This is a genomic window from Agromyces sp. NPDC004153 (assembly GCF_053603635.1).
Window position 1 is genome coordinate 744,226 of record NZ_JBSGFY010000002.1, and the last position, 23,384, is coordinate 767,609.

20 protein-coding genes are annotated in these 23,384 nt (G+C 71.7%); 7 read left to right on the forward strand and 13 right to left on the reverse strand.

Going from position 1 to position 23,384, the window contains the following annotated elements:
- Positions 1–68: 68 nt before the first annotated feature.
- Positions 69–1,007 (reverse strand): LysR family transcriptional regulator, encoded by a 939-nt coding sequence (locus tag ACWEOH_RS17410; protein ID WP_452033083.1) that lies wholly within the window; start codon positions 1,005–1,007, stop codon positions 69–71.
- A gap of 82 nt (positions 1,008–1,089) precedes the next feature.
- Here ACWEOH_RS17410 and ACWEOH_RS17415 point away from each other — a divergent pair, with 82 nt between their 5' ends.
- Complete coding sequence (locus ACWEOH_RS17415) at positions 1,090–2,145, forward strand: aminotransferase class V-fold PLP-dependent enzyme (RefSeq protein WP_452033085.1); 1,056 nt, start codon at positions 1,090–1,092, stop codon at positions 2,143–2,145.
- Between the two features lie 43 nt (positions 2,146–2,188).
- Here the strand turns inward: ACWEOH_RS17415 and ACWEOH_RS17420 are convergent, their stop codons facing one another.
- From ACWEOH_RS17420 to ACWEOH_RS17435, 4 genes are read right to left on the reverse strand one after another with little or no spacing between them, the layout of a single operon-like run.
- Positions 2,189–2,962, reverse strand: a complete 774-nt coding sequence (locus tag ACWEOH_RS17420; RefSeq protein WP_452033087.1) for a fumarylacetoacetate hydrolase family protein — start codon at positions 2,960–2,962, stop codon at positions 2,189–2,191.
- 9 nt (positions 2,963–2,971) lie between these two features.
- Positions 2,972–3,433, reverse strand: a complete 462-nt coding sequence (locus ACWEOH_RS17425) for a GNAT family acetyltransferase (RefSeq protein WP_452033089.1) — start codon at positions 3,431–3,433, stop codon at positions 2,972–2,974.
- 13 nt (positions 3,434–3,446) lie between these two features.
- On the reverse strand, positions 3,447–4,562 hold the full coding sequence (locus ACWEOH_RS17430) for a branched-chain amino acid aminotransferase (protein WP_452033091.1): 1,116 nt from the start codon (positions 4,560–4,562) through the stop codon (positions 3,447–3,449).
- A 26-nt stretch (positions 4,563–4,588) separates the two neighbouring features.
- Positions 4,589–5,650 carry a 3-isopropylmalate dehydrogenase gene (locus tag ACWEOH_RS17435; protein ID WP_452033093.1) on the reverse strand — a complete coding sequence of 354 codons (1,062 nt, stop codon included), beginning with the start codon at positions 5,648–5,650 and terminating at the stop codon, positions 4,589–4,591.
- 138 nt (positions 5,651–5,788) lie between these two features.
- On the opposite strand from ACWEOH_RS17435, the gene ACWEOH_RS17440 reads away from it, so the two are divergent.
- Positions 5,789–6,052 (forward strand): DUF6458 family protein, encoded by a 264-nt coding sequence (locus ACWEOH_RS17440; RefSeq protein WP_452033095.1) that lies wholly within the window; start codon positions 5,789–5,791, stop codon positions 6,050–6,052.
- Positions 6,053–6,131: 79 nt separating this feature from the next.
- Here ACWEOH_RS17440 and ACWEOH_RS17445 read toward each other — a convergent pair whose 3' ends face one another.
- The gene (locus tag ACWEOH_RS17445; RefSeq protein WP_452033096.1) at positions 6,132–7,712 is read right to left on the reverse strand and encodes an MFS transporter; all 1,581 of its coding nucleotides are present in this window, start codon (positions 7,710–7,712) and stop codon (positions 6,132–6,134) included.
- 88 nt (positions 7,713–7,800) lie between these two features.
- Here ACWEOH_RS17445 and ACWEOH_RS17450 point away from each other — a divergent pair, with 88 nt between their 5' ends.
- Positions 7,801–8,364, forward strand: coding sequence for a TetR/AcrR family transcriptional regulator (locus ACWEOH_RS17450; protein ID WP_452033098.1), 564 nt, complete (start codon positions 7,801–7,803; stop codon positions 8,362–8,364).
- A gap of 16 nt (positions 8,365–8,380) precedes the next feature.
- Here the strand turns inward: ACWEOH_RS17450 and serA are convergent, their stop codons facing one another.
- From serA to ACWEOH_RS17465, 3 genes are all read right to left on the reverse strand, one after another.
- Positions 8,381–9,973, reverse strand: a complete 1,593-nt coding sequence (gene serA / locus ACWEOH_RS17455) for a phosphoglycerate dehydrogenase (protein WP_452033100.1) — start codon at positions 9,971–9,973, stop codon at positions 8,381–8,383.
- A 150-nt stretch (positions 9,974–10,123) separates the two neighbouring features.
- Positions 10,124–10,522 (reverse strand): hypothetical protein, encoded by a 399-nt coding sequence (locus ACWEOH_RS17460; protein WP_452033102.1) that lies wholly within the window; start codon positions 10,520–10,522, stop codon positions 10,124–10,126.
- Between the two features lies 1 nt (position 10,523).
- Complete coding sequence (locus ACWEOH_RS17465; RefSeq protein ID WP_452033104.1) at positions 10,524–11,036, reverse strand: DNA polymerase III subunit gamma/tau; 513 nt, start codon at positions 11,034–11,036, stop codon at positions 10,524–10,526.
- Between the two features lie 146 nt (positions 11,037–11,182).
- Between ACWEOH_RS17465 and ACWEOH_RS17470 the strand changes: the two genes are divergently transcribed.
- Positions 11,183–11,353 (forward strand): hypothetical protein, encoded by a 171-nt coding sequence (locus ACWEOH_RS17470; protein WP_452033106.1) that lies wholly within the window; start codon positions 11,183–11,185, stop codon positions 11,351–11,353.
- Between the two features lie 58 nt (positions 11,354–11,411).
- Here ACWEOH_RS17470 and ACWEOH_RS17475 read toward each other — a convergent pair whose 3' ends face one another.
- Positions 11,412–11,699, reverse strand: a complete 288-nt coding sequence (locus ACWEOH_RS17475; protein WP_452033108.1) for a hypothetical protein — start codon at positions 11,697–11,699, stop codon at positions 11,412–11,414.
- A 113-nt stretch (positions 11,700–11,812) separates the two neighbouring features.
- Between ACWEOH_RS17475 and ACWEOH_RS17480 the strand changes: the two genes are divergently transcribed.
- Complete coding sequence (locus tag ACWEOH_RS17480) at positions 11,813–16,021, forward strand: nSTAND1 domain-containing NTPase (RefSeq protein ID WP_452033110.1); 4,209 nt, start codon at positions 11,813–11,815, stop codon at positions 16,019–16,021.
- Here ACWEOH_RS17480 and ACWEOH_RS17485 read toward each other — a convergent pair.
- Both ACWEOH_RS17485 and ACWEOH_RS17490 read right to left on the reverse strand, forming a co-directional pair.
- Positions 16,018–17,253: a hypothetical protein gene (locus tag ACWEOH_RS17485; protein ID WP_452033112.1), complete on the reverse strand. Its 1,236-nt coding sequence runs from the start codon at positions 17,251–17,253 to the stop codon at positions 16,018–16,020. The two genes, ACWEOH_RS17480 and ACWEOH_RS17485, sit on opposite strands and share 4 nt — an antisense overlap.
- On the reverse strand, positions 17,250–17,993 hold the full coding sequence (locus ACWEOH_RS17490) for a copper homeostasis protein CutC (RefSeq protein ID WP_452033114.1): 744 nt from the start codon (positions 17,991–17,993) through the stop codon (positions 17,250–17,252). Before ACWEOH_RS17490 ends, ACWEOH_RS17485 begins: the two co-directional genes overlap by 4 nt.
- 65 nt (positions 17,994–18,058) lie before the next feature.
- Between ACWEOH_RS17490 and merB the strand changes: the two genes are divergently transcribed.
- Positions 18,059–18,733, forward strand: a complete 675-nt coding sequence (gene merB / locus ACWEOH_RS17495; protein ID WP_452033116.1) for an organomercurial lyase — start codon at positions 18,059–18,061, stop codon at positions 18,731–18,733.
- A 25-nt stretch (positions 18,734–18,758) separates the two neighbouring features.
- Here the strand turns inward: merB and ACWEOH_RS17500 are convergent, their stop codons facing one another.
- The gene (locus tag ACWEOH_RS17500; protein ID WP_452033117.1) at positions 18,759–19,025 is read right to left on the reverse strand and encodes a hypothetical protein; all 267 of its coding nucleotides are present in this window, start codon (positions 19,023–19,025) and stop codon (positions 18,759–18,761) included.
- 115 nt (positions 19,026–19,140) lie between these two features.
- Here ACWEOH_RS17500 and ACWEOH_RS17505 point away from each other — a divergent pair, with 115 nt between their 5' ends.
- On the forward strand, positions 19,141–23,364 hold the full coding sequence (locus tag ACWEOH_RS17505; protein WP_452033119.1) for an nSTAND1 domain-containing NTPase: 4,224 nt from the start codon (positions 19,141–19,143) through the stop codon (positions 23,362–23,364).
- Positions 23,365–23,384: the final 20 nt, after the last annotated feature.

A 23,384-nucleotide genomic window follows, 5' to 3' on the forward strand; every position in this document is an offset into this window, starting at 1 on the left:
ACCCGTCCATGCTATCGAGCGGCGCGTCGCCGCCGTGTCCGCCGACGGCAGCCGCGCTGGCCGTCGCGTCAGGCGGCGAGCGACTCGAGCGCCGCGATCGCGGCCGCGACGGCGGGCACGCGCTCCGCACCTCGCGCGGTGACGAGATGGAGCGACCGCACATCCGCCCGTGCCGTCGGCCGCGTCACGACCTCGGGATGCCGCGGCGAGGCCGCGAGCGCGAGCGCGGGCAGCAGCGCCACGCCGAGCCGCTGCGCGACCATCCCCTCGACGGCCACGAAGTTGTCGGTCTCGAACGCGATGCGCGGCGTGAACCCCGCGGCATCCGCCAGCTCGAGCAGGTGGCCGCGGCAGCGGGGGCAGCCGGCGATCCACGGGTCGTCGCGCAGCGCGGCCAGGTCGACGACCTCGGATGCCGCGGCCGGGTGCCCCTCGGGCAGCACGAGCCGGATCGGCTCCTCGCCGAACGCGCGCACGTCGAGGCCGCGGGCGCTCGCGCGGTGCGGGTCGTCGCGGTCGCCGGGATAGCTGAACGTGATCGCGAGGTCGGCGCGGTCGGCACGGACGGCGGCCACGGCCTCGGGAGGCTCGGCCTCGACGTAGGTCACGGCGACGCCCGGGTGCGCCGCGCCCAGCGCCGAGATGAGCCGCGGCACGAGCGACGCCGACGCCGACGGGAAGGCGACGAGCCGCACGCGCCCGGCGCGCAGTCCGCGGATCTCGGCGAGCTCGCCGGCCGCGGCCTCGAGCGCGGTCGCGACCGCGTACGCGTGGCGCGCGAGCACGCGGCCCGACTGCGTGAGGCGGATGCCGCGACCCACGCGTTCGACGAGCGCGATGCCCGTGCGCTCCTCGAAGCGGCGCAGTTGCTGGCTCACCGCGGGCTGGCTGTAGCCGAGCGCCTCGGCGGCAGCGGTCAGCGAGCCGTGCTCGGCGACCTGGCGCACGACGCGCACGGTCTGGAGGTCGAGGGCGGCGGCGAGGCCGTCGATGGACGCGTCCGACATGCCCAGAAGCATAACGGCACGGCATGGGTGTGATCACATACCTGCCGTTGTCGAATGGATGCCGCAGGCGGAGACTGGGGACATGACCCCCACCGTGCAGAACCGACTCGCCGCCGTCCGCGACCGATTCTCGGCGGGCCGAGGCTACCTCGCCGCGTGCACGCTCGGCCTGCCCGCCGACGTCACCGTCGACGCGGTGCGACGCGACCTCGAGCGCTGGGCCGCCGGCACCGCCGACTCGCTGGAGTACACGGCGGCCGTCGAGCGGTCGCGCGCACATGCCGCGACGCTCCTCGGCGTCGACACGACGCGGATCGCCACGGGATCGCAGGTCTCCCCCTTCGTCGCGCTCGCCGCGGCAGCCGCGCCCGCCGGTGCGGAGATCGTGTGCATCGAGGGCGACTTCTCCTCGCTCGTCGGGCCGTTCCTCGTGCGCGGCGACCTGCGCGTGCGGCACGTGCCGTTCGACGCGCTCGCCGACGAGATCGGGCCGAGCACGTGGCTGGTGGCGTACTCGCTCGTGCAGTCCGCGACGGGCGCGGTCACCGACGCGGCATCCGTGGCCGAGGCCGCACGTGCCGTCGGTGCGCGCGTGCTCGTCGACACGACCCAGGCGACCGGGTGGATGCCGACGACCGACGTCGAGGCCGACCTGCTGGTCTGCCACTCCTACAAGTGGCTGTGCGCGCCGCGCGGCGCAGCGTTCGCCGCCTTCTCGGACCGCGCCCTCGCCGAGTTCGTGCCGATCGACGCCGGCTGGTGGTCGGGGACCGACCCGTGGGCCTCGTGCTACGGACCCGACCTGCACCTCGCCGAAGACGCGAGCCGCTTCGACGTCTCCCCCGCCTGGCACGCGTGGATGGGCGCGGAGGCCGCGCTCGGCTTCGCCGCGTCGCTCGATGCCGAGGAGGTGCGCGATCACGCCGTGGACCTCGCGAACGCGTTCCGCGAGCGCATCGGACTCGACCCGTCGAACAGCGCGATCGTCGCCTGGCCCGACGCCGACGGCACGTCGCTCCGGGCGCTCACCGCGGCCGGCATCACCGCCTCAGGACGCGCCGGTCGCGCCCGCGTGGCGTTCCACCTGTGGAACGACGACGAGGACGTCGACCTCGCCGCCCGCACGCTGGGCCGCTGAGCCGCTGGGCCGCTGAGCCCCGACGGCGGATGCCCCGGGCCGATCAGCCCGCTGCGCGCACCGGGTTCGACAGCGTGCCGAGTCCCGACACCGTGACCTCGACGGTGTCGCCGTCGACGAGCGGGCCGACGCCCGCTGGCGTGCCGGTGAGGATGACGTCGCCGGGCAGCAGCGTGAACACGCTCGACGCGTAGGCGACGATGGCCGGGATCGAGTGCACCATGTCGGCCAGCCGACCGTGCTGGCGCCGCTCGCCGTCGACGATGGTCTCGATCGTGCCGCCGTCGAGGTCCAGCTCGGTGTCGATGACCGGTCCGAGCGGACAGAACGTGTCGAAGCCCTTCGCGCGGGTCCACTGGCCGTCGCGGCGCTGCAGGTCGCGCGCGGTCACGTCGTTCGCGATCGTGTACCCGAAGATCACGCCCGCGGCATCCGCCTCGGCCACGTTCTTCGCGATGCGGCCGATGACCACCGCGAGCTCGCCCTCGTGCTCGACCTGCTCGCTCTGCCGGGGCAGCACGATGGCATCGCCGGGCCCGATGACCGAGGTGTTCGGCTTGAGGAAGAGCAGCGGCTCGGGCGGCGCCTCACCGCCCATCTCCTCGGCGTGCTCGTGGTAGTTCTTGCCGACCGCGACGACCTTCGACCGCGGGATGACCGGCGCGAGCAGGCGCGCCTCGACGAGCGGCACGCGCGCGCCCGTCGGCTCGTAGCCCGCGAACATCGGGTCGGCCTTCAGCACGACGAGCTCGTCCTCCTCCTCGTCGACGATGCCGAAGGCGATGGTGTCGCCGTGGGAGAAGCGCGCGATCTTCATGCAGCCAGCCTATTGGGCGGGCGAACCGGGTTCGGGAACGTCGGGGATGAGCCGCTTGCCGAGCCCCACCGCGTGGTCGGGCTCGTAGCCGAGCGAGCGGTACCAGTCGATGACGCCCTCGTTCGTCGACCGCACCTGCAGGTTGAACTTCGGGCAGCCTCGCTCGACGAGCAGGCGCTCGGCCTCGGCCATGATCGCCGCGCCGATGCCCTCGCCGCGGCGCGACTCGTCGACCGCGAGGTAATTCACCCAGCCGCGGTGGCCGTCGTAGCCGACCATCGCGGCGCCGACGACCTCCGATGCGGATGCCGCGTCGTCGACGACCAGGAACAGCTCGGGCTGCACCGAGAGCTTGCGCTCGATGTCGCGATACGGGTCGTTCCACGGGACGACGAGGCCGGCCGCGCGCCAGAGCGCCACGACCGCCTCGGTGTCCTCGCGCCGGAACGGCCGGATGCGAGCGGTCGCCATCAGGCCACCGCCATCAGGCGTCGAGCCGCGTCATCCAGCCGTGGCGGTCCTCGACGCGCCCGTACTGGATGCCGGTGAGCTCCTCGCGCAGCGACAGGGCGAGCTCGGTGGACTGCGGGCCCGAGTGCACGATCTCGAAGTCCTCGGCGAGCAGGCGGCCGATGGGCGTGACCACGGCGGCCGTGCCGCAGGCGAACGCACCCACGATGTCGCCGGATGCCGCGCCCTCGCGCCATTCGTCGATGGTGACCTTGCGGCTCTCCACCACGTGGCCGCGGTCCTTCGCGAGCTGGAGCACCGAGTCGCGCGTGATGCCCTCGAGGATCGAGTCCGACTCGGGGGTCACGACCGTGCCGTCGCGGTAGACGAGCACCACGTTCATGCCGCCGAGCTCCTCGAGGTACTTCCCCTCGTCGAGGAACAGCACCTGCTGGCATCCGTGCTGGGCCGCCTCGGCCTGCGGCAGCAGGCTCGACGCGTAGTTGCCGCCGGTCTTCGCCGCCCCGGTGCCGCCCTTGCCCGCGCGGGCGTAGTGCGTGGAGAGCCAGATCGAAACGGGCTGCACGCCGCCGTGGAAGTAGGCGCCCGCCGGGCTCGCGATGAGGTAGTAGGCCACCTTCTTCGCGGGGCGCACGCCGAGGAAGGCCTCCTTGGCGAACATGAACGGGCGCAGGTAGAGGCTCGTCTCGGGGGCGGTGGGCACCCAGGCGCCGTCGAGCGCGATCAGCTGCTTGAGCGACTCGATGAAGTACTCGCTCGGCAGCTCGGGCAGCGCGAGGCGCGCGGCCGAGCGCTGGAGGCGAGCCGCGTTCTCGTAGGGGCGGAACGACCAGATCGACCCGTCGGCGTGGCGGTACGCCTTGAGGCCCTCGAAGATCTCCTGCGCGTAGTGCAGCACCGCGGCCGACGGCTCGAGCTGGATCGGGCCGTACGGCGAGACGCGCGGGCGGTGCCAGCCGCCCTTCTCCGACCAGCAGAGGTCGACCATGTGGTCGGTGAAGTGGTTGCCGAAGCCCGGGTCGGCGAGGATCGCGTCGCGCTCGGCGTCGGTCTTCGCCGCGTCGTTGCGGGTGACGGCCCAGGTGAGCCCTGCCGCGGAGGGTGCCTGGAGCGGGAGGTTGATGGTCATGTGCTTTCGTCCTTCGGATGCGCTGGTTACTCGTGTGCGCCGATGCGGGCGACGATCGCGTCGCCGACCTCGGAGGTCGAACGTCGTGCGTCGCCGCGTTCGGCGATGTCTGCGGCGACCGCCCGCTGCACCTTCGCCGCCTGCTCGCGGTGACCGAGGTGGTCGAGCAGCAGGGCGACGGAGAGGATCGCGGCGGTGGGGTCGGCGATGCCCTTCCCGGCGATGTCGGGTGCGGAGCCGTGTACGGGCTCGAACATGCTCGGGAACCGGCCGTCGGGGTTGATGTTGCCCGAGGCCGCCAGTCCGATGCCGCCGCTGATCGCGCCGGCCAGATCGGTGAGGATGTCGCCGAAGAGGTTGTCCGTGACGATGACGTCGAATCTAGCAGGATCGGTCACGAGGAAGATCGTCGCGGCGTCGACGTGCAGGTAGTCGACCGTCACGTCGGGATACTCGGCGGCGACGGCGTCGACCGTGCGCTTCCAGAGCGACCCGGCGAAGACCAGCACGTTGGTCTTGTGCACGAGGGTCAGCTTCTTGCGCGGGCGAGCGGATGCCGCGGCGAACGCGTAGCGCACGACGCGCTCGACCCCGTAGGCGGTGTTGACGGACACCTCGTTCGCCACCTCGGCGGGCGTGCCGACGCGGATCGCGCCGCCGTTGCCCACGTAGGGACCCTCGGTGCCCTCGCGCACGACGACGAAGTCGACCTCGCCCGGGTCGGCGAGCGGGCTCGCGACACCCGGGTGCAGCACCGAGGGGCGGAGGTTCACGTAGTGGTCGAGCTCGAAGCGGAGCTTCAGCAGCAGTCCGCGCTCGATGTTGGCGCCCGCCAGGCGAGGATCGCCGGGCACGCCGCCGACCGCGCCGAGCAGGATCGCGTCGTGCCCCTTGATGGCGGCCAGGTCGTCGTCGGTCAGGACGTCGCCCGTCTCGAGATAGCGCCCGGCACCCAGCGAGAACGGCGTCTGCTCGAAGGCGACGTCGGTGTCGGCGACCGCCGCGTCGAGCGCTTTGAGCGCCTCGGCGACGACCTCGGGGCCGATCCCATCGCCCGGAATGACTGCGAGCCTGACCGTACCTACCATGGATTCTCCTTCGTGCGCCAGCCCTCCCAGCGTAGTGTCCGCGCGGGAGGCCGATGGTTACAGTGGGGCTCAGGACGAGGTATCCACCTCATCGAAGCGCGGCACCCGAAGCCGCCGGAGAGAAAGAGGAACCCCCACATGAGTCTCGGTCTCGGCATCGTGCTCTTCGTCATCGGCGCGATCCTCGCGTTCGCGCTCAACCTCACCGTCGACTGGATCAACCTGCAGCTGGTCGGCTACATCCTGATGATCGCCGGAGCGATCGTGATCATCCTGGGCATCGTCCTCCTCGCCCGCCGTCGCCGTTCGATCTCCACGTCGCAGACGAGCGTGGACCCGGCGACCGGCAGCCGAGTGACCCGCAACGAGCACTCGGCTCCCGAGGACCCGACGACGCTCTGACCCGAACGTCACGACACGGCCGCCGCCCGGGAGGGGCGGCGGCCGTTCGTCGTTCCGGCCACGCTCGCGCGCGGCGTGCTCAGGCGCGCGGTGCCTTCGGGTTCCGCAGGGCGATCGCCGCGACGACGGTCGCGGCCCCCATCAGCGCGACGCCGATGAGCGAGGTCACCACGACACCTGCGTCGAAGGCGTGCGCAGCGGATGCCGCGAGCTGCGCGCCGATCGGGCCGGGAAGCCCGTCGGCGACCGTCATCGCGCCCGCGAGTGTCTCGCGCGCGGCATCCGCCTGCTCGTCGGTGAGCACCGACGGGAGCACGAGGCCCGCCCGGAACTGCACCGCGAGGATGCTGCCGAGGATCGCTGTGCCGAGCACCGCGCCGAGCTCGTAGGCGGTCTCGGAGACGGCGGACGCGGCTCCCGCCTTCGCCGGCGGCGCGCTCGAGAGGATGAGCTCGTTCGACACGGTCTCGGCCGCGCCGATGCCCACGCCGAGGAGCACGAACGCGAGCACGATCGGGCCGATCGAGCCGGATCCGGCGAACAGCGCGATCACGAGGTATCCCGACGCCGACAAGCCGAGCGCGATCGGGACGAGCACGCGCGGACGCACCCGGCGCGCGATCGGCACGACGAGGAGGCCGGCGGCGATCATCGCGACGAGACCCGGCAGCAGCGCGAGTCCGGCCGCGACCGGACTGAGTCCCGCGATGAGCTGCAGGTGCTGCGACACGAAGTAGAGGAACCCGACGAGCGCGATGACGCTGAACAGGTTCACGACGACGGCGCCGCCGAACGAGCCCTGGCGGAACAGGCGCACGTCGAGCATCGGCGTCTCGCTGCGAAGCTGGCGCCGCACGAACCAGATCGCGCAGAATGCGCCGAGCACGATCGCCTGCACGCCGAACCCGTCGAGGCCCTCGGTCGCGAGCGACTTGATGCCGTAGACGATGGGGCCCATCGCCGCGAGCGACAGCACGGTGCTCACGAGGTCGATGCGGCCAGGAGCCGGGTCGCGGCTCTCGGGGATGAGCATCGGCACGAACACGAGCAGCGGCACGAGCACGGGCACGGCGAGGAGGAACACCGAGCCCCAGTGGAAGTGCTCGAGCAGCAGGCCGCCGACCAGCGGACCCATCGCGCTGCCCGCGGCGAAGCCCGACGCCCAGATCGCGATCGCGAGCCGGCGCTGCTCGCGCTCGGTGAAGACCGCGCGCAGCAGCGACAGCGTCGAGGGCATGAGCATGGCGCCGAAGAACCCGAGCGCGGCGCGCGCGGCGATGAGCGCCTCGGCCGTGGGCGCGAATGCCGCGCCGATCGAGACGAGCGCGAATCCGGTCGAGCCGATCAGCAGGAGCCGGCGGCGTCCGTAGCGGTCGCCGGCGCTGCCCATCGCCACGAGCAGTCCGGCGAGCACGAGCGGGTAGGCGTCGATGATCCAGAGCTGCTGCGCCGCCGTGGGCGCGAGGTCGGCGGAGATCGCCGGCAGGGCGAAGCTCAGCACGGTGTTGTCGACCGAGACGAGCAGGACCGGCAGCATGAGCACGGCGAGCGCGAGCCAGGCGCGCCCCGGCGCGCGCGTCGACCGGCCGGGATCGATGCGCGCGGCGGCATCCGTCGCGTGCTCGATGGGCGTGATCGTGCGTTCCGTGGTGTTCGTCATCTCGGGTTCCATTACTATACCGTCCAGCCGGTATAGTATCAGATCATGCACGGATGCCGCTCGCTCCCGTCTCGCTAGCATCGAGCACATGAGCCGCCCTCCAGCAGCACGCGACGCCGTGCTCGATGCGTTCGAGCGACTCCTCGTGGAGGACGGCGAGCGCGCCGCGACCCTCGACGCCGCGGCCCGCGCCGCCGGCGTCTCGAAGGGCGGGCTGCTCTACCACTTCCCCAACCGGGAGGCCTTGGTCGAGGGCGTGTTGGCGCGGTTCTCCGCGCTGGTCGACGCCGACCTCGAGGTCATGGCCGAGGCGCCCGAGGGCGCGGTCGCGTACTTCGTGCGCTCGTCGGTGTCGCACGACACGGCGCTCGAGCGCGCGGGCGTGGCGGCGGCGCGACTGGCGCAGGCGGGGCATCCGTCGGCCGTGCGCATGATCCGCTCGGTGCGCGAGCGCTGGATGGGCGCCGTGCGTACGCACGTGGCCGACCCGACGGTGGCGCTCGCCATCACCCTGATCGGCGACGGCCTCTACTACGACTCGGCGCTGCACGGCGACGACGCCGAGACCGGCGTCGACGCCCCGGCCGCGAGCGAGATGGACGCGCTCGTGGCGATGCTCGAGCGGCTCGCGGCCGAGCCGCCGACGAGCTGAGCCGGAGCGGCGCCCGCTACTCCTCGGTGATGTCGATCTCGACGAGCACGTCGGCGTCGATCGCCTCGCGCACCCGGTCGAGCACCTCGGTCGGCACCGGCGAGTCGACCGTGAGGACGCTCAGCGCCTGGCCGCCCGCCTCGCGGCGCGCGATCTGCATGCCCGCGATGTTGATGCCGGCGTCGCCGAACTCCCGGCCGTAGATCGCCACGATGCCGGGGCGGTCGGTGTACTGCATCACGATGTGGGTCGTCGCGATCGGCACCTCGATCTCGTAGCCGTTGACACCCACGAGCTTCTCGATCTGCTTCGTGCCGGTCAGCGTGCCCGAGACCGAGATCTGGCGGCCGTCGGCGAGCGCGCCGGCGAGCGTGATGACGTTCCGGTACTCGGGCGAGTCGGCGTCAACGATGAGGCGCACGTCGATGCCGCGCTGCTCGGCGAGGAGCGGGGCGTTCACGTACGAGACGCTCTCGCTCACGACGTTCGTGAAGACGCCCTTCAGCGCGGCCAGCTTGAAGACGCTGACGTCGTAGTCGACGAGCTCGCCGTGCACCTCGACGTCGAGGCTCGTGATCGCGGTGTCGGCGAGGCCGGCGAAGAGTTGGCCGAGCTTCTCGACGAGCGGGATGCCGGGCCGCACGTACGGGTCGATGACACCGCCGGCGACGTTGACCGCGTCGGGCACGAGCTCGCCGGCGAGCGCGAGGCGCACCGACTTCGCGACCGAGACGCCGGCCTTCTCCTGCGCCTCGTCGGTCGACGCGCCGAGGTGCGGCGTGACGATGACGTTCGGCAGCGCGAGCAGCGGCGACTCGCGCGGCGGCTCGGAGACGAAGACGTCGAGCCCGGCACCGGCGATGGTGCGCGCGGCGAGCGCGTCGTAGAGCGCGTCCTCGTCGATGAGGCCGCCACGGGCGACGTTGACGACGTAGGCCGTCGGCTTCATCTTCGCGAGCTGCTCGGTACCGATCATGCCGGTCGTCTCGGGCGTCTTCGGCATGTGGATGGTGATGAAGTCGCTGCGCTCGAGGAGCTCGTCGAGGCTCACGGTCTGCACGCCGAGCTGCTGCGCGCGAGCCGCCGTGATGTAGGGGTCGTACGCGATGACCTCGGTGCCGAACGCCTGCAGGCGGGCGGCGATGAGTGCGCCGATACGGCCGAGGCCGATGATGCCGATGGTCTTCTCGTAGAGCTCGACGCCGGTGTAGTGCGACCGCTTCCACTCCCCCTGCGCGAGCGCGGAGTGCGCCGCCGGAATGTGGCGGGCGAGGCTCAGGATGTGGCCGACCGTGAGCTCGGCCGCCGAGATGATGTTCGAGGTCGGCGCGTTCACGACCATGACGCCCGCCGTCGTGGCGGACTTGATGTCGACGTTGTCGAGGCCCACTCCGGCGCGGGCGATGACCTGGAGTCTCGGCGCGGCCGCGATCGCCTCGGCATCGACCTTCGTCGCCGATCGCACCAGGATGGCGTTCGCGTCGGCGATCGCCTCGAGCAGCGCCGGACGATCGGTGCCGTCGACGTTGCGGATCTCGAAGTCGGGCCCGAGGGCGTCGACGGTGGCGGGCGAGAGTTCTTCGGCGATCAGCACGACCGGCTTTGACACGAACGATTCCTTCGGGGCGAAGCGCGCACGCGGCGCTCTGATGTGCGGGTGGGGATGCGCCACACGCCGTGGGGGCGCTACCCGCTCACTCTACTGGAGGGCGCATGCGGCATCCGTTCTGTGACGACGCCGCCGTCACGGTCGCGCCCGTCAGCCGAGGTCGAGGCCGCCGACCTGGAAGAAGAGGTCGGTGAGCCCGAAGGTGAGGGCCTGCACGGCGGCGTAGCCGGCGAGGAACAGCACGACCTGCTGCAGCGGTCCGCGGCGGTGGCCGAGCCAGAACGCGACGCCGAAGAGGAGGAACGGCAGCACGAGCGCGACGATCAGCAGCGTGAGCCCGAGGCCCGAGAGGGCGATGCCGAGCGACCCCGCCTGCAGGTTGAGGCCGACGAGGTTGCCGACGGCCTCCCACACGTCGTAGGCGTAGAGCACGCCGAACAGCACGGCGATCGTGACGGCGAGCCAGAACGGGGTCGCCGATCGCGGTGCATCGACTTCGTCGGCGGATGCCGCGGCGCCGGCGTCGGCGGGAACGGAGGCCTCGGTCATCTCAACCTCGCAGCAGGAACGGGACGGGGACGAGGACGATCGCGCCGACGATGAGCCAGAGCAGCCGTGCGCGGCGGCGCTCGGACGCCAGCCAGAGGGTCGTGCCGAACCACAGCGCGGGCGCGAGCACGGCGAGCCAGCGACCGAGCCCGTACATGAACTGCGCGACCGGGTCGCCGAGGTCGGGGGCCGCCGAGATCGCCCAGATGAGCCAGCCGACGGAGTAGAGGAGGTACACGCCGCCGAGCACGCCGAGCAGCACGAGTTCCGCCGAGCCTGGCTGCGCCGCGGCGTCCGCGTCGTCGGCGTCGGCCGTCGCGGCTTGCTCGGCTCGCTCATCGCCGTCGACGTGGTCGACCGCCGTGGCGCCGTTCGGCTCGGTGCCCTGGGCGGATGCCGCGGCATCCGTCGACTCGGCCCGGGACGGGTTGCCGACGACCTTCCACCCGGGGGCGAGCGTGGGGTCGTCGTCGCCCTCCCAGCGCAGCGCGTCGTCGTCGGGATCCGGGCTCATGCGACCAGACTAGCGAGCCGGATGCCCCGGACCCGTGCGCACCTCGGCGAGCTCGGGCCGTAGCGCTCCGCCTGCAGCTTCCGTCACCGACATCTCCGTCTCACGGGGGACGCGGACCGCTGCCCCGCGCCCGCATGATCGAGCGTATGAGCGAGACCATCTTCACGCCGGGAGCCGACGTGCTCACTCCGCGCGGACGCGGCGCAGTCATCGATGTCCGGGCTACGCCGTCGGGCAAGTTCGTCTTCGGGGTCGAGGATGTCGACGGCGAGGTGAGCTACTTCACCGAGAAGGCGCTCCGGCTCGCGCGGAGCTAGGCCTCCTGCGACGCCGCGTCGTCGCCGGGCCACGGACCCGACGACGACGCGAGGGTGTTCACCTGGTGAGGCGCAGGCGGCGCTCGACCTGGTCGGCGTAGTGCGAGGCTGCTCCGTCGGAAACCTCGAATCCGGCCCGGCGCTCGGCCTGGTCGCGGTACTGGGACTTCGCGGCGAATGCGTCGACGCGGTTCTCGGCGCGCTGCACCTCGTGGCTGAGGTCGCTCGCCCGTCGCTCGGCGAACGTGTCCACGTTCGACCCGGCGCAAGCGCCGAGTCCGGCAGCCAGCGTCGCGGCGAGCGCGATGGTGAGGGCGGTGATACGGGTCTTCTTCGTGGTGTTCATGACCGCACGTTCGCGCGCAACGGTATGGTGCCGAACGGCGATCGGTATGGAACGGGTATGGGTGGCGCCCGGCCGTCGTTGACAGCCCTTCGGGCCGAGAACACAATGCAGGTGTGGAGATCCGAGTACTCGGTGACCTCACGATCGACAGCGGCAGGCTCAGCCCCAAGGAGCGGTCCCTGCTCGCCGTCCTCGTCCTTCGATCCGGAAGTGTCGTCTCGCCGTCCGAACTGGCGGATGGTCTGTGGGGCGACGACGTGCCGGCCACCTGGCGCAAGCAGCTGCAGGCGTTCGTGGTGCACGTGCGACGGGCCATCGGGGCAACGGCGGTGGGCACCACACGAGCGGGCTATCGTCTCCGCGTCGACGGCGACGCGATCGACGTCGTGCGGTTCGAAGGACTCCTCGACGCCGCGGCGACGCATCGTACGAACGGCGACCCGGCTCGTGCCGTCGACCTGATCGAGCGCGCCCTCGCGCTCTGGATCGGCAGGCCCTACTCCGACCTCGGCGAATGGCCGCCCGCCCTCATCGAGGCGCAGCGGCTCGATGAGGTCAGGGCCACCGCCGAGGAGGACCTCCTCATGGCGCGCCTCGAGAGCGGCGAGCACCGGGCGGTCGTCGCGGCCGCCGAGCGACTCGTGCGGAACGACCCGCTGAGGGAGCGGCGGTGGGCGATCCTCGCGACGGCGCTGTATCGGTCCGGTCGCCAGGCCGACGCGCTCGCCGCCCTCCGCGCGGCACGCGAGCGACTGGCCGACGAGCTGGGCATCTCCCCCGGCTCCGAGCTCACTACGCTGGAGACCTCGATCCTCAACCAGGACGCCGCACTCGAAGCGCCCACTGCCGTTCCGGTCGGAGGCCTCGGATGTCCGTACCGGGGCCTGCAGCCGTTCGGCATCGAGGACGCCGACGAGTTCTTCGGTCGCGACGCCGATGTGCAGGCGGCGCTGGGGCGGCTCGCGAGCTCGCCGTTCCTTGCCATCTCGGGCGCGTCCGGCAGCGGGAAGTCGTCGCTGCTCCTGGCCGGGGTCGTGCCCGCACTTCGGGCGCGCGGCGAACAGGTCGTGGTCATCAGCACGGGGGCGGCTCCGATCGCCCGGCTGCGTGAGGCGCTCGCTGACCGCACCGGGACGGTGGTCGTCATCGATCAGTTCGAGGAGCTGTTCCACACCGGACTTCCTGAGTCGCAGATCGAGGAGGTGGGCTCGCTGATCGCGACGGCCGTCGCCGCGGGCCAGCGGATCATCGTCGCCGTGCGCGCCGACTTCCTCAGCTCATGCGCCGCCGCTCCCGGCATCGGCCCGCTCTTCGCAGCCGGCGTGCACCTGGTCGGGCCGCTCACTCCCGAGGGCCTCCGCAGTGCGATCGAGGAGCCTGCGGCGCTCGCCGGCCTCCGCCTCGAGCCGGGGCTGGTCGAGTTGATCCTCCGGGATGCCGCGGGCGCCCCGGGTGTGCTGCCCCACGTCTCCCACGCCCTCGTCGAGACCTGGGCGCGTCGCGAAGGATCCACGCTCACGGTCGCGGGCTACGAGGACTCGGGTGGCATCTCGGGCGCCATCGCCCAGTCCGCAGACCACCTCTACCTGTCGCTCGACCCCGAGGCCCGGGCGACGTGTCGGTCGACCTTCCTGCGACTCGTCGAGATCGGGGCCGATGGCGCCCCGATGCGCCGGCGCATCCCGATCCGGCCCATGAGGCAGGATGCCGCGCACGAACGCGTCCTCGCAAGTCTCGCGAGCGCACGGCTGGTCAGCGCCGAGGAGGATTCGCTCGTCGTTGCGCACGAATCCCTCGCCACTGCGTGGCCTCGACTTCGCGGTTGGCTCGAAGACGACGCCGAGGGACTTCGCACGATGCGATCGCTCGCCACGGCCGCCGACACGTGGGAGGCCGACGGACGTCCGGACGAGGATCTGTATCGCGGGGCGCGTCTCAACGCGGTCTTGGCGTGGCGCGATGCCGCCCACCCCGAACTCACCGACACCGAAGAAGCGTTCCTCGAGGCATCCGCCGATCACGAGCGCGCCGCCGTCGAGGAGATCGAACAGCGCGCACGACACGACCGGCGGCAGAACCGTCAGCTGCGCGTGGCGCTCGGGGCATCCGTGGCGCTGTTCGCGGTGGCCGTCACCGCCGGAGGGTTCGTCGCTGCAGGGTCGAATGAGACCGAGCGCCAACGACAGACTGCGCAGATCGAGGCACTCACCAGCGCAGCACTCTCGCTGGGGGCCACGGAACGCGATGTCGCCGCGCTGCTCGCGGTGGAGGCGTACCGCCGCTGGCCCGAGGACCCACGTGCGCGTTCGGCGCTGATGGGCGCGATGACGCGGTCGCACGGACTCCTCGCGACGACGTACCTCGGGGACGTCCAGACGAGCATGCTGGTCCCCGGAACGCGGCGGGTGGTCGGCGTGGCGCTCGATGGGGTCGCGGTCTACGACATCGATTCCGGCGAACTGCTGTACCCGGTCGATCTCCCGAAAGACGGACCCGATACCGACACTCGATACGGCCCGGCCGTAAGCGGCGATGGAACGAGAGTCGCGCTTGCCGAGCGGTTCTTCGACGACGACGACGCTCTGACGATTCAGCTCGCGGTCGCCGACGTCGGGACGGGAGACTCGATCCTTCCCGCGATGGAGCTCGGCTTCCCGCTCAGTTCCATCACGATGAACCATTCGGGCAGCCTGATCGCCGCGGTCGACGAGGTCGGCGAGCTGCGCCTGATCGACGTCGAATCGGGTCTGGTGAGACAGGTGACCGGCACGTCCGCTCATGAGGCGCAGTGGAACACGAATCGAGCGGGAGCCGTGCGCTTCACTTCCGACGGACGTCTGCTCTACGGCACCGTCGAGGGACCGCTGCTCGTGGTGGACCCCGAGGCAGCGACGGTGATCGCCACCGTGCCGATGCCGCCGGAGTCGTCCAACGTCTCGATGTCGGTGGTCTCCGACACGACCGTCATCACGACTGGCGACCGTCGAGTCTCGTACGTGGACCTCGCCGCGGGCCGCGTCGCATGGTCGCAGCCGTTCGGCTCCGAGATGAACGAGCCGTGCCCGTGGGTGACCGCCTCCGCTGAGCTCCGGACGGTGTATTGCGGTGACCTGTTCGGGCAGATCGAGGAGCGCAGCCTCGACACGGGGTTGCCGACGGAGCGCTCCTTCAGGCCGCACCTCGGGATCGTGGGGAGCATGGCTGTCGTGGAAGACCGTCGGGAGCTCGTCGTCGTCGGTCGCGCCAACGCGATCACGCGATGGAAGCTCGACGGATCCGGGGCCGTCACCCGGGTGGTCGCTCCGGGGTGGGTGATTCGCGACGGGTACTCGCCGACGGGTTCGAGTCTGATCGTCGCCCGCCGTATGGTCGACGCCGAATGGTGGGCGGACTATCGCGAGTTCGCCGTGCTCGACACGGGCGCCGGCGAACTCACACTTCGACTTCCGACGCCGTCGTTCGGCGTCAAATGGGCGGGATCGTCGACCCTCGTCGGGGATTTCGGCGGCGACGGTCCGCAACGCACCGGCTACCTCGACCTCCGAACCGCGGAGATCCTCTCGGGCGACGAACTGCCCGCGGACGCTCTGGACGTCTGGACGAACGTCGAGGGCGACCGGACGTACATCGGCCGGGAGGGCGGCGAGATCTGGACGGTCGACCCGACGACCGGCCGCAGGATCGAACCGACGCTGCGGACCGACGGCGGAGATCCGGTCTTCTTCTCGACGAGTCCCGACGGCAGCCGAGTGCTCGTGACGAGCTGGAACGATGAGAACAGACCCGATTCCATCCTGTTCGACGCAGCGACCGGCGAGCGGATCGGCAAGGGACTGATCGGAATCGGCGTCACGGCGCTGACCGCGCGGAACGAGATCGTCAGCGTGTTCCGCAAGCGGTCGATCGTCCGTTACGACGCCGACACCTTCGAGCGGATCGGTGCCCTTCCGAGCGCCTCCGGTGGTCTCGACGGAGTCAGCGTGAGCGCCGACGGACGGACCTTCGCGACGTCGGACCTGAACGAGACGGTCTCGGTCTTCGACCTCGTCGCCGGGATCCGCCTTGGAGATCCCATCCCGGTGGCGGGCGAATGGACCTTCCCTGGCCAGGGCACCTTCTCGGGTGTGCTCCGTGCCGATGGCGACGAGCTTGCGCTCAACGTGGAGGCGGGCATCGCCCTGTGGGACCTCCGACCGTCATCGCATGCCGACGCAGCCTGCCGGATGGCGGGCCGCGATCTCACTCGAGACGAGTGGCACACGTACCTCGGCCAGCTCGGCGAGTATCGCTCGACCTGCGGCTTCGGCACCCACGAGGATTAACCGTTCGGCAGGCACCGGCCCTCGATGCGCGGCTGCGCGACCCCGAACGCGAAGTCGACCTTCGCGAAGTCGACGGCCGACATCGCGGCGCCCCCGAGGATCGGCTCGCCGTGCAGCACCTCGGGCGTGCCGAGCCCGGCCGCCGACCAGGCGAGCACGATGCGGTCGGCCGCTGCGAGGTTGGCCTCGGTCACGGCGCGGTCCTGCTCGTCGGTCGTGGTGTCGGTGATATCTCCCATCGCGAACTCCGCGTCGATGCGCAGCGCCGTGGCGCCGTCGCCGCAGTCGACCTCGCGCACGACGGCGCCCGGCTGGTCGCGCCAGCGCGCGTCGGGGCCGGCGGCGTCGACCGTGGCGGCGGCGAGCGTCGCGAACTGCGCCCGGCCCTCCTCGAGCGTGGGCAGCTGCAGGTCGTTCGCGGCGGGCTCCGGAGGGAGGTCCGTCGTCGGGTCCCAGTCGGCGCCCTCGTCGCCCCAGACGGTCGGCGGCGATGGGGCGGCCTCTCGCGCGGCGAACTGCGCCTGCAGCGTCACGCCGACCATGACCGCCACGATCGACGCGACGAGCAGCGTGAACCCGGCCCACGCGAGCCCGGCCGCGATGCGGCTGCGGAACGGACCGAGGGAGACGAGGATCCCGCTCAGCGCGAGCACTCCCCCGAGCGCGAGGAACGTCGGCAGTCCGCCCTCCCGCCATGCTCCGAACGGCAGCACGAAGAGCGCCGAGACGCCGATCGTCAGGCTGATGCCGACGAGCAGGCGCACCAGCACCGGCCGCCATTCGTCGAGCGGATGCCGCAGCGTTCGCTGATGCCCGCATGCCGCGACGACGACCGCGGCGACGACCCATACCGGCCAGAGCCATGGCGATGTGGCCCGACCGAGCACGAACACGGACCAGAGCACCGGGATCGACCCGATCGCGGCCGAAACCGGAACGACCAGGCGCTCCGCCGCGGTGCTCCACCCGAGCGCTCGCGCGACGGCCAGGCCGGCACCGCCCGCGACCCCGCCCGAGACGGACGCCAGCGGCACGAGCGGCCACGGGACCACGAAGAGGAACAGGACCGGGGCCACGAGGATCAGCACGGATCCGATGACCGTCGCGATCCCGCCGGCGAGGATCGCCGTCCCCGCGAGCTGCGCCGCTGCGCGGAGGATGCGATGCTCGGGCGGGTCCTCGCGCCGGGATTCGACCTCGGCCGCGACGGTGATCGACCCGGTCGCCGTCATCGCGCCGTCGCAGCGGCGGCGTCGACCGCCGCGCGGACGATCGCGGCATCCGTCGTGTCGAAGCCGACCTCGCCGCCGCCCGGGCCGCTGGGTCCGCCACGAGCCACGCGGCTGCGCGCCGACAGGAGCACCGCATCGACCCCCGCCTCGGCGAGCGCCGCGATGTCGTCGACGCCGACGCCGCCGCCGGCCATGAGCTCGACGGCTCCCCCGAGCTCCGACGCCATGCGCGCGAGGGTCCCTCGTCCGGCACGGCAGTCGGCGGCGCCGCCCGACGTGAGTACGCGGCGCACCGGCAGCCCAGCGAGCGAGGTCACCGCGGCAAGCGGGTCGGCCGCGGCATCCACGGCCCGGTGCACCGTGACGTCGAGGTCATCGGCCGCGTCGATGAACCGGCGCAGCAGGTCGAGGTCGAGCTCGCCGGCATCCGTCAGTGCGCCTACGACGACGCCGTCGGCTCCGAGCGAGCGAGCGAAGCGGATGTCGCGCAGCGTCACGTCGACCTCGTCGGCGTCGTAGACGAACCCTCCCCCGCGGGGGCGGACCAGCACGTGCACGCAGCCCGGTGCGGATGCCGCATGCGCCGCCTCCACCGCGAACTCGACGAGTCCGGGCGACGGCGTCAGCCCACCGAGGCCGAGCGCCTGGCACAGCTCGACGCGAGCGGCGCCCTCGCGGAGCGCAATGCGGACCCCGGCGGCATCCTGGACGGCGATCTCGACGGGGAGGATTCCTGGCACCTCGTCACCCTATCGAGCGGCGGCCGACACTGGCCCGTGCCGCCGATGAGGAGCACACTCGTGTCATGACCGACCGCAACGAGGCCGTGCGCCTCGCGATCTACTCGAGCCTCGCCGGCACCGGCCGGCTACCGTCGGAGGCCGAGCTCATCGAGGGGACGGGGTTCACCGCTCCCGAGCTCGCGGAGGCGATGGAGGAGCTCGCGGCATCCCGCCACCTGGTGTTCGACGAGGACCACGAGATCGTGCTCGCCCACCCGTTCGCGACCCGCAACTTCGCGTTCTCGGTCATGGGCGACCACACCCTGTGGTGGGGCGGGTGCGCCTGGGACGGGTTCGCGATCCCGAACCTCGTGCCCGGCGAGCCGTCGGCCCTCGTCGCGACGACGTGCCCTGCGTGCGGCACTGCGCACTCGTGGACCGTGACGCGCGAGGGTCCGCCCGAGGGGACGCAGATCGCCCACTTCCTCACCCCGATGGCGCGGGTGTGGGACGACGTGATCCACACATGCGAGCACCAGCGGATCTTCTGCGACGAGGCGTGCCTCGACCGCTGGCTCGACGAGACCGGTAACGAACGCGGTGCGGTGTTCGACCTCGCGACGCTGTGGCGGCTCGCGTCGGGGTGGTACGCGGGCCGGCTCGACACGCCCTACCAGCGGCGCGAGCCGAAGGAGGCGCACGCGTACTTCGCGAGCCTCGGGCTCGTCGGGCCGTTCTGGGGGAACGCGTCGGACTGAGGGGCGGCGCGCAGGATCGGCAGCCTCAGCGCCCGTGCACGCGGGTGATGATGAGACCGCGGGACGCGACGGGCTCATCGGGCAGGCGTGCACGGACGAGCTGCTCGATGACGTAGCGGTCGGCCGCCTCGTGCACGAGCATGCGCTGCATCACCGCGTCCACGTGCGGTGGAAGGAGGTGAGCGCGCGACCCGGCTGATGACGGCGGGGCCGCGCAGCCGGCGAGGCATGTCGCGACTGCGATCACGGATGCCGCGACGACGCGTCGAAGCGAAGCGGTTCCGGTGTTCATGCCTCCCACGCTCCACCCGACGGGTATGCGCCCGGCCCCGGACGGGTATGCAACGGGTATGCGAGGTATGCGCGCGTCGTTGACGGCGGCGCCCGAACGGCGAACAATGCGGAGCATGGGCCTGGGAGTGTTCGGCCCGCTCACCGTCGAGGGGGTCTCGCTCAGTCCGCGCGAACGGACTGTGCTGTCGGCACTGGTGCTCCGCGCCGGACGACAGGTCACGATCGACGAGCTCGCCGAGGCGCTCTGGGGCGACGACCTCCCGGGCACCTGGCCGAAGCAGTTGCAGGCGGCCGTGGGGCGCGTCCGGACGGCGATCGGGCACCACTCGATCGAGACCGCGCCCGGTGCCTACGTGCTGCGGATCGACCCCGAGAGCGTCGACGCCGAGCGGTTCGAGCGCCTCGCGGCATCCGCTCGGGTGCACCTCGACGACGACCCCGCCCGAACGGTGGACGCCGCAGGACGAGCCCTCGCGCTCTGGCGCGGCAGGCCGTACGCCGACCTCGCCTCCTGGCCGCCGGCCGTCGTCGAGGCCGAGCGACTCGACGAGGTGCGGATGGAGCTCGAGGAGGTGCGGCTCGACGGGCGCCTCCGCACCGGCGACCATGCCGCGGCCATCGGCGATGGAGAGCAGTTGGTCCGGGAGGCCCCGTTCAGGGAGCGGCGCTGGGTGCTCCTCGCCACGGCCCTCTATCGGAGCGGTCGCCAGGCCGACGCGCTCGCAGCCATCCGCGCAGCGAGGGAGCGGCTCGCCGACGAGCTCGGCGCCGAGCCGGGCGCCGAGCTGACCGAGCTGGAGCTCGCGATCCTGCGGCATGACGATGCGCTCGACCTCGGTGAGACACCCTCGACGGCCAGCGTCGAATGCCCCTATCGCGGGCTGCAGCCGTTCGGCGTCGACGATGAAGAGCTCTTCTTCGGCCGTGATGCCGACATCGCCGCCGCGCTCACCCGACTCGCTCGATCGGGCTTCCTCGCCGTCTCGGGGGCGTCGGGCAGCGGCAAGTCCTCGCTGGTGCGCGCCGGGGTGGTACCCGCCCTGCAGCGGCGCGGCGATCGCGTCGTGATCCTGACGCCCGAGCATCACCTCGACGTCCTGATCCGCGACGCGGCCATGGGCGCGGGACGCGCGGACGTCATCGTCATCGACCAGTTCGAGGAGGTCTTCCACGCCGGCGAGGCCGACGTCGACGCCGCCGCGCACGCCATCTTCGACGCCGTCGTGATCGAGAGGACCGTCATCCTGGTCGTCCGCTCCGACTTCCTCGACGAATGCGCGGCGAACCCGTATCTCGCCCCACTGGTCGCTGAGGGTGTCCACCTCGTGGGCCCGATGGCCGCCGACGCGCTGCGTCAGGCCGTCGAGCTCCCGGCCCGCCGCGCCGGCCTCCGACTCGAGCCCGGCCTCGTCGAGGTCATCCTCCGGGATGCCGCGGGCGAGACCGGCGCGCTCCCCCACCTCTCCCACGCGCTCGTCGAGACCTGGCTCCGGCGCGAGGGCGCGACGATGACGGTCGCCGGATACGAGGCGTCAGGTGGCATCTCCGGTGCGATCGCCCAGTCGGCCGACCGGCTCTACCAGTCGATGAGCACCGACCAGCGGGCGGTGTGCCGCTCCCTCCTGCTGCGACTCATGGCGCTCTCGCCCGACGGCATCCCGGTGCGTCGCCGGGTCTCGTCGAAGCCGCTGCGAACGGATGCGGCGCGCGATGAGGTGCTGACGATGCTCGCCGGCTCGCGCCTCGTCAGCACCGAGGCCGAATCGGTCGAGGTCGCCCACGAGTCCTTGGCGACGGCATGGCCGAGGCTCCAATCCTGGCTCGAGGAGGATGCCGAGAGCACGCGCATGCTGACCGCGGTCGCGGCCGCAGCGGAGGCGTGGAACGCCGCCGAGCGCCCGGAGGACGACCTCTACCGAGGCGTGCGCCTGCAAGCTGCGGTCGAATGGCGCGACGCCTCACCGAACGACCTCACGGACGTCGAGACCGCGTTCCTCGACGCGTCCGCCGCGCGGGCGACCGCCGAGCAGGAGCAGCTCGCGGAGCGCGCCCGCCGAGACCGCAGCCAGAACCGGCGCCTGCGCGTGCTGCTCGGCGTGGCGGGCGGCCTCATCGTCCTGCTCGTCGGCGCAGGCTCGGTCGCCGTCGTCTCGTCGCAGGAGGCCAACGCGCAACGCGACAGCGCCGCGATCGAGGCGCTCGTCGGGACGGCGCTCGCCCTGCGCTCGTCGGAGCGCGACGTCTCGGCGCTGCTCGCCGCGGAGGCGTACCGTCGGTGGCCCGAGGACCCTCGCACGCGGTCGGGACTCATGGGCGTCCTGCAGGGCGCCGGCGGGTTCCTCGGGAACACCATCGTGGCCGACGGGGGGAACACGTACGGCAGCGTCGTCCCCGGCACCGGACAGGTCGTCGTGGTGAGCACGGCCGGTGACGCCGCGGTGCATGACGCCGAAACGGGCGACGTCGTCCGCGAGCTCGACCTCGGGTTCCAACCGGGTCCGGCCCGGCCGCAACCGCTCGTCGAGGTGAGCGGCGACGGAAGGGTCGCCGCCGTCCTCTGGTCGGTTCGCACCCAGCTGGCCGGGCCCGCCTGGTACGGGACCTCGACGCAGTCGCAGGTCGTGGTCTTCGACCTCGAGACCGGACGACGCGCCATCGGACCCGAGCTGATCCCTGTCGGCACGGGGGCGCTCGCGGTGAACGCGGACGGCTCCGTCATCGCGATCGCCGACTCGCGTCACGGCGCGATCACGCTGCTGACGACCCAGGACGGGAGCATGTCGAGGATCAGCGGCGAGGCGACCGTCGCCCTGGATCGCATGACGTACGCTGCAGCGATCGCATTCGACGATCAGGGCCGACTGCTGGTCGGTCGCCTCGACGATCGTGTCGACGTCATCGACCCGACGACGGCGAGTGTGATCGCCCGCTTGGCGATGCCCGAGGACTCGGCGCACGTCGCCATGGCCGCCGATTCCTCGGGGCTCGTCGTGGCATCCGGAGACCGGCACTTGGTCGCCTTCGACCCCGATGACGGCGTCGTGCGGTGGTCCACCGACATCGCCCGCCCGTACCTGGCACCGTGCAACTGGCTCACCGTCGCGGCGTCGCGGCAGCGCGTCTACTGCGGAAGCCCGTTCGGGAGGATCAGTGCGTACTCGCTCGTCGACGGCGCAGCACTTCCGCAGGAGGAGCTCGGCCCGCTGTACGGCGAGGTGGGCCCCCTCGATGTCGTCGACGACACGACCCTCGTGTCGATCAGCGGGAGCAATCCGCTCATCTCGCGCTGGCGCATCGACGGTCAGGGCCTCGGGCAGCGGATGCTCGCGCCGGGCCAGATGATTGCCGGGCCCTACTCGGCGGACGGCAGCGCCGTCGTCGTGGCCCCGCAGGCGGTCAGCACGAACGTACCGCGGGACTTCGAGGGCGCCGTCGTGCAAGACATCGCCACCGGCGGGGTCGCGTACCAGTTCGACGAACGCGTCAGCGACATCGCATGGGCGGACGGACGCCTCATCGCGCGGAGTGCCGACAACGGGCAGTTCCGCTTCCTCGACACCCAGACCTGGGATCAGGTGGGCGAATCGCTCTGGAACGTGGCACGGTTCGTTCCAACCAGTGACGGCGAACGGCTCGAGGCGGTACGCACCGACGGACGGATCCAGACGTACGATCCGGACACGGCTCGGGCTTCCGACGACTCCTGGCGGGTGAGCGGCTGGGCCAACGGGCTCTCGATCTCGCCCGACGGCGATCGCGTCGCGGTCACCTACTGGGAGAACGAGTTCCCGAGGTCGGAGACCGAGGGCCTCACGAGCGAGCAGCTCGAGCTCCACCTCTCGATCGCAGATGCCGCGGAGCACCGTGTGCTCTACGACGAAGTCATGCTGGTCTCCGATCACGTGCTGCTCGCCGATGGCGACCTGATCGGCCTCGAGGACAACCGGATCGGACGCTACACGACCGAGCCGATCGACCGTGTTGGAACCGTGGCCGGCGCGGCAGGGGGGCTCTACGCCCCATCCTTGAGCCGCGACGCGCGGACCCTGCTCGTCATGGCGGCCGACGGCACGGCGCTGCTCTACGACGCACCAACGGGCACCCGGATCGGCGATCCCCTCCGCACCGATGGCCGCACGCTCGGCGTCGCGGTGCTGCGCCCGGACGGGTTGGAGATGGCCGTATCGATGCCCGACGGGGTCATGCTCTGGGACCTCGACCCGGCGCACCAGTTCGAGTACGCCTGCCAGCTCGCAGGTCGCGACCTCACCGACGCCGAATGGCGCACGTACCTGGCCGACCTCGGCGACCCGCAGAGCACGTGCGGATTCGACTGATCGCGCGGGCATAAGGAGCG

Excerpts from the sequence above, each read along its gene's own strand:
- ACWEOH_RS17410 (WP_452033083.1), bottom strand. The coding sequence starts at position 1,007 with ATGTCGGACGCGTCCATCGACGGCCTCGCCGCCGCCCTCGACCTCCAG.
- ACWEOH_RS17415 (WP_452033085.1), top strand. The coding sequence starts at position 1,090 with ATGACCCCCACCGTGCAGAACCGACTCGCCGCCGTCCGCGACCGATTC.
- ACWEOH_RS17420 (WP_452033087.1), bottom strand. The coding sequence starts at position 2,962 with ATGAAGATCGCGCGCTTCTCCCACGGCGACACCATCGCCTTCGGCATC.
- ACWEOH_RS17425 (WP_452033089.1), bottom strand. The coding sequence starts at position 3,433 with ATGGCGACCGCTCGCATCCGGCCGTTCCGGCGCGAGGACACCGAGGCG.
- ACWEOH_RS17430 (WP_452033091.1), bottom strand. The coding sequence starts at position 4,562 with ATGACCATCAACCTCCCGCTCCAGGCACCCTCCGCGGCAGGGCTCACC.
- ACWEOH_RS17435 (WP_452033093.1), bottom strand. The coding sequence starts at position 5,650 with ATGGTAGGTACGGTCAGGCTCGCAGTCATTCCGGGCGATGGGATCGGC.
- ACWEOH_RS17440 (WP_452033095.1), top strand. The coding sequence starts at position 5,789 with ATGAGTCTCGGTCTCGGCATCGTGCTCTTCGTCATCGGCGCGATCCTC.
- ACWEOH_RS17445 (WP_452033096.1), bottom strand. The coding sequence starts at position 7,712 with ATGACGAACACCACGGAACGCACGATCACGCCCATCGAGCACGCGACG.
- ACWEOH_RS17450 (WP_452033098.1), top strand. The coding sequence starts at position 7,801 with ATGAGCCGCCCTCCAGCAGCACGCGACGCCGTGCTCGATGCGTTCGAG.
- ACWEOH_RS17460 (WP_452033102.1), bottom strand. The coding sequence starts at position 10,522 with ATGACCGAGGCCTCCGTTCCCGCCGACGCCGGCGCCGCGGCATCCGCC.
- ACWEOH_RS17465 (WP_452033104.1), bottom strand. The coding sequence starts at position 11,036 with ATGAGCCCGGATCCCGACGACGACGCGCTGCGCTGGGAGGGCGACGAC.
- ACWEOH_RS17470 (WP_452033106.1), top strand. The coding sequence starts at position 11,183 with ATGAGCGAGACCATCTTCACGCCGGGAGCCGACGTGCTCACTCCGCGC.
- ACWEOH_RS17475 (WP_452033108.1), bottom strand. The coding sequence starts at position 11,699 with ATGAACACCACGAAGAAGACCCGTATCACCGCCCTCACCATCGCGCTC.
- ACWEOH_RS17485 (WP_452033112.1), bottom strand. The coding sequence starts at position 17,253 with ATGACGGCGACCGGGTCGATCACCGTCGCGGCCGAGGTCGAATCCCGG.
- merB (WP_452033116.1), top strand. The coding sequence starts at position 18,059 with ATGACCGACCGCAACGAGGCCGTGCGCCTCGCGATCTACTCGAGCCTC.
- ACWEOH_RS17500 (WP_452033117.1), bottom strand. The coding sequence starts at position 19,025 with ATGAACACCGGAACCGCTTCGCTTCGACGCGTCGTCGCGGCATCCGTG.
- ACWEOH_RS17505 (WP_452033119.1), top strand. The coding sequence starts at position 19,141 with ATGGGCCTGGGAGTGTTCGGCCCGCTCACCGTCGAGGGGGTCTCGCTC.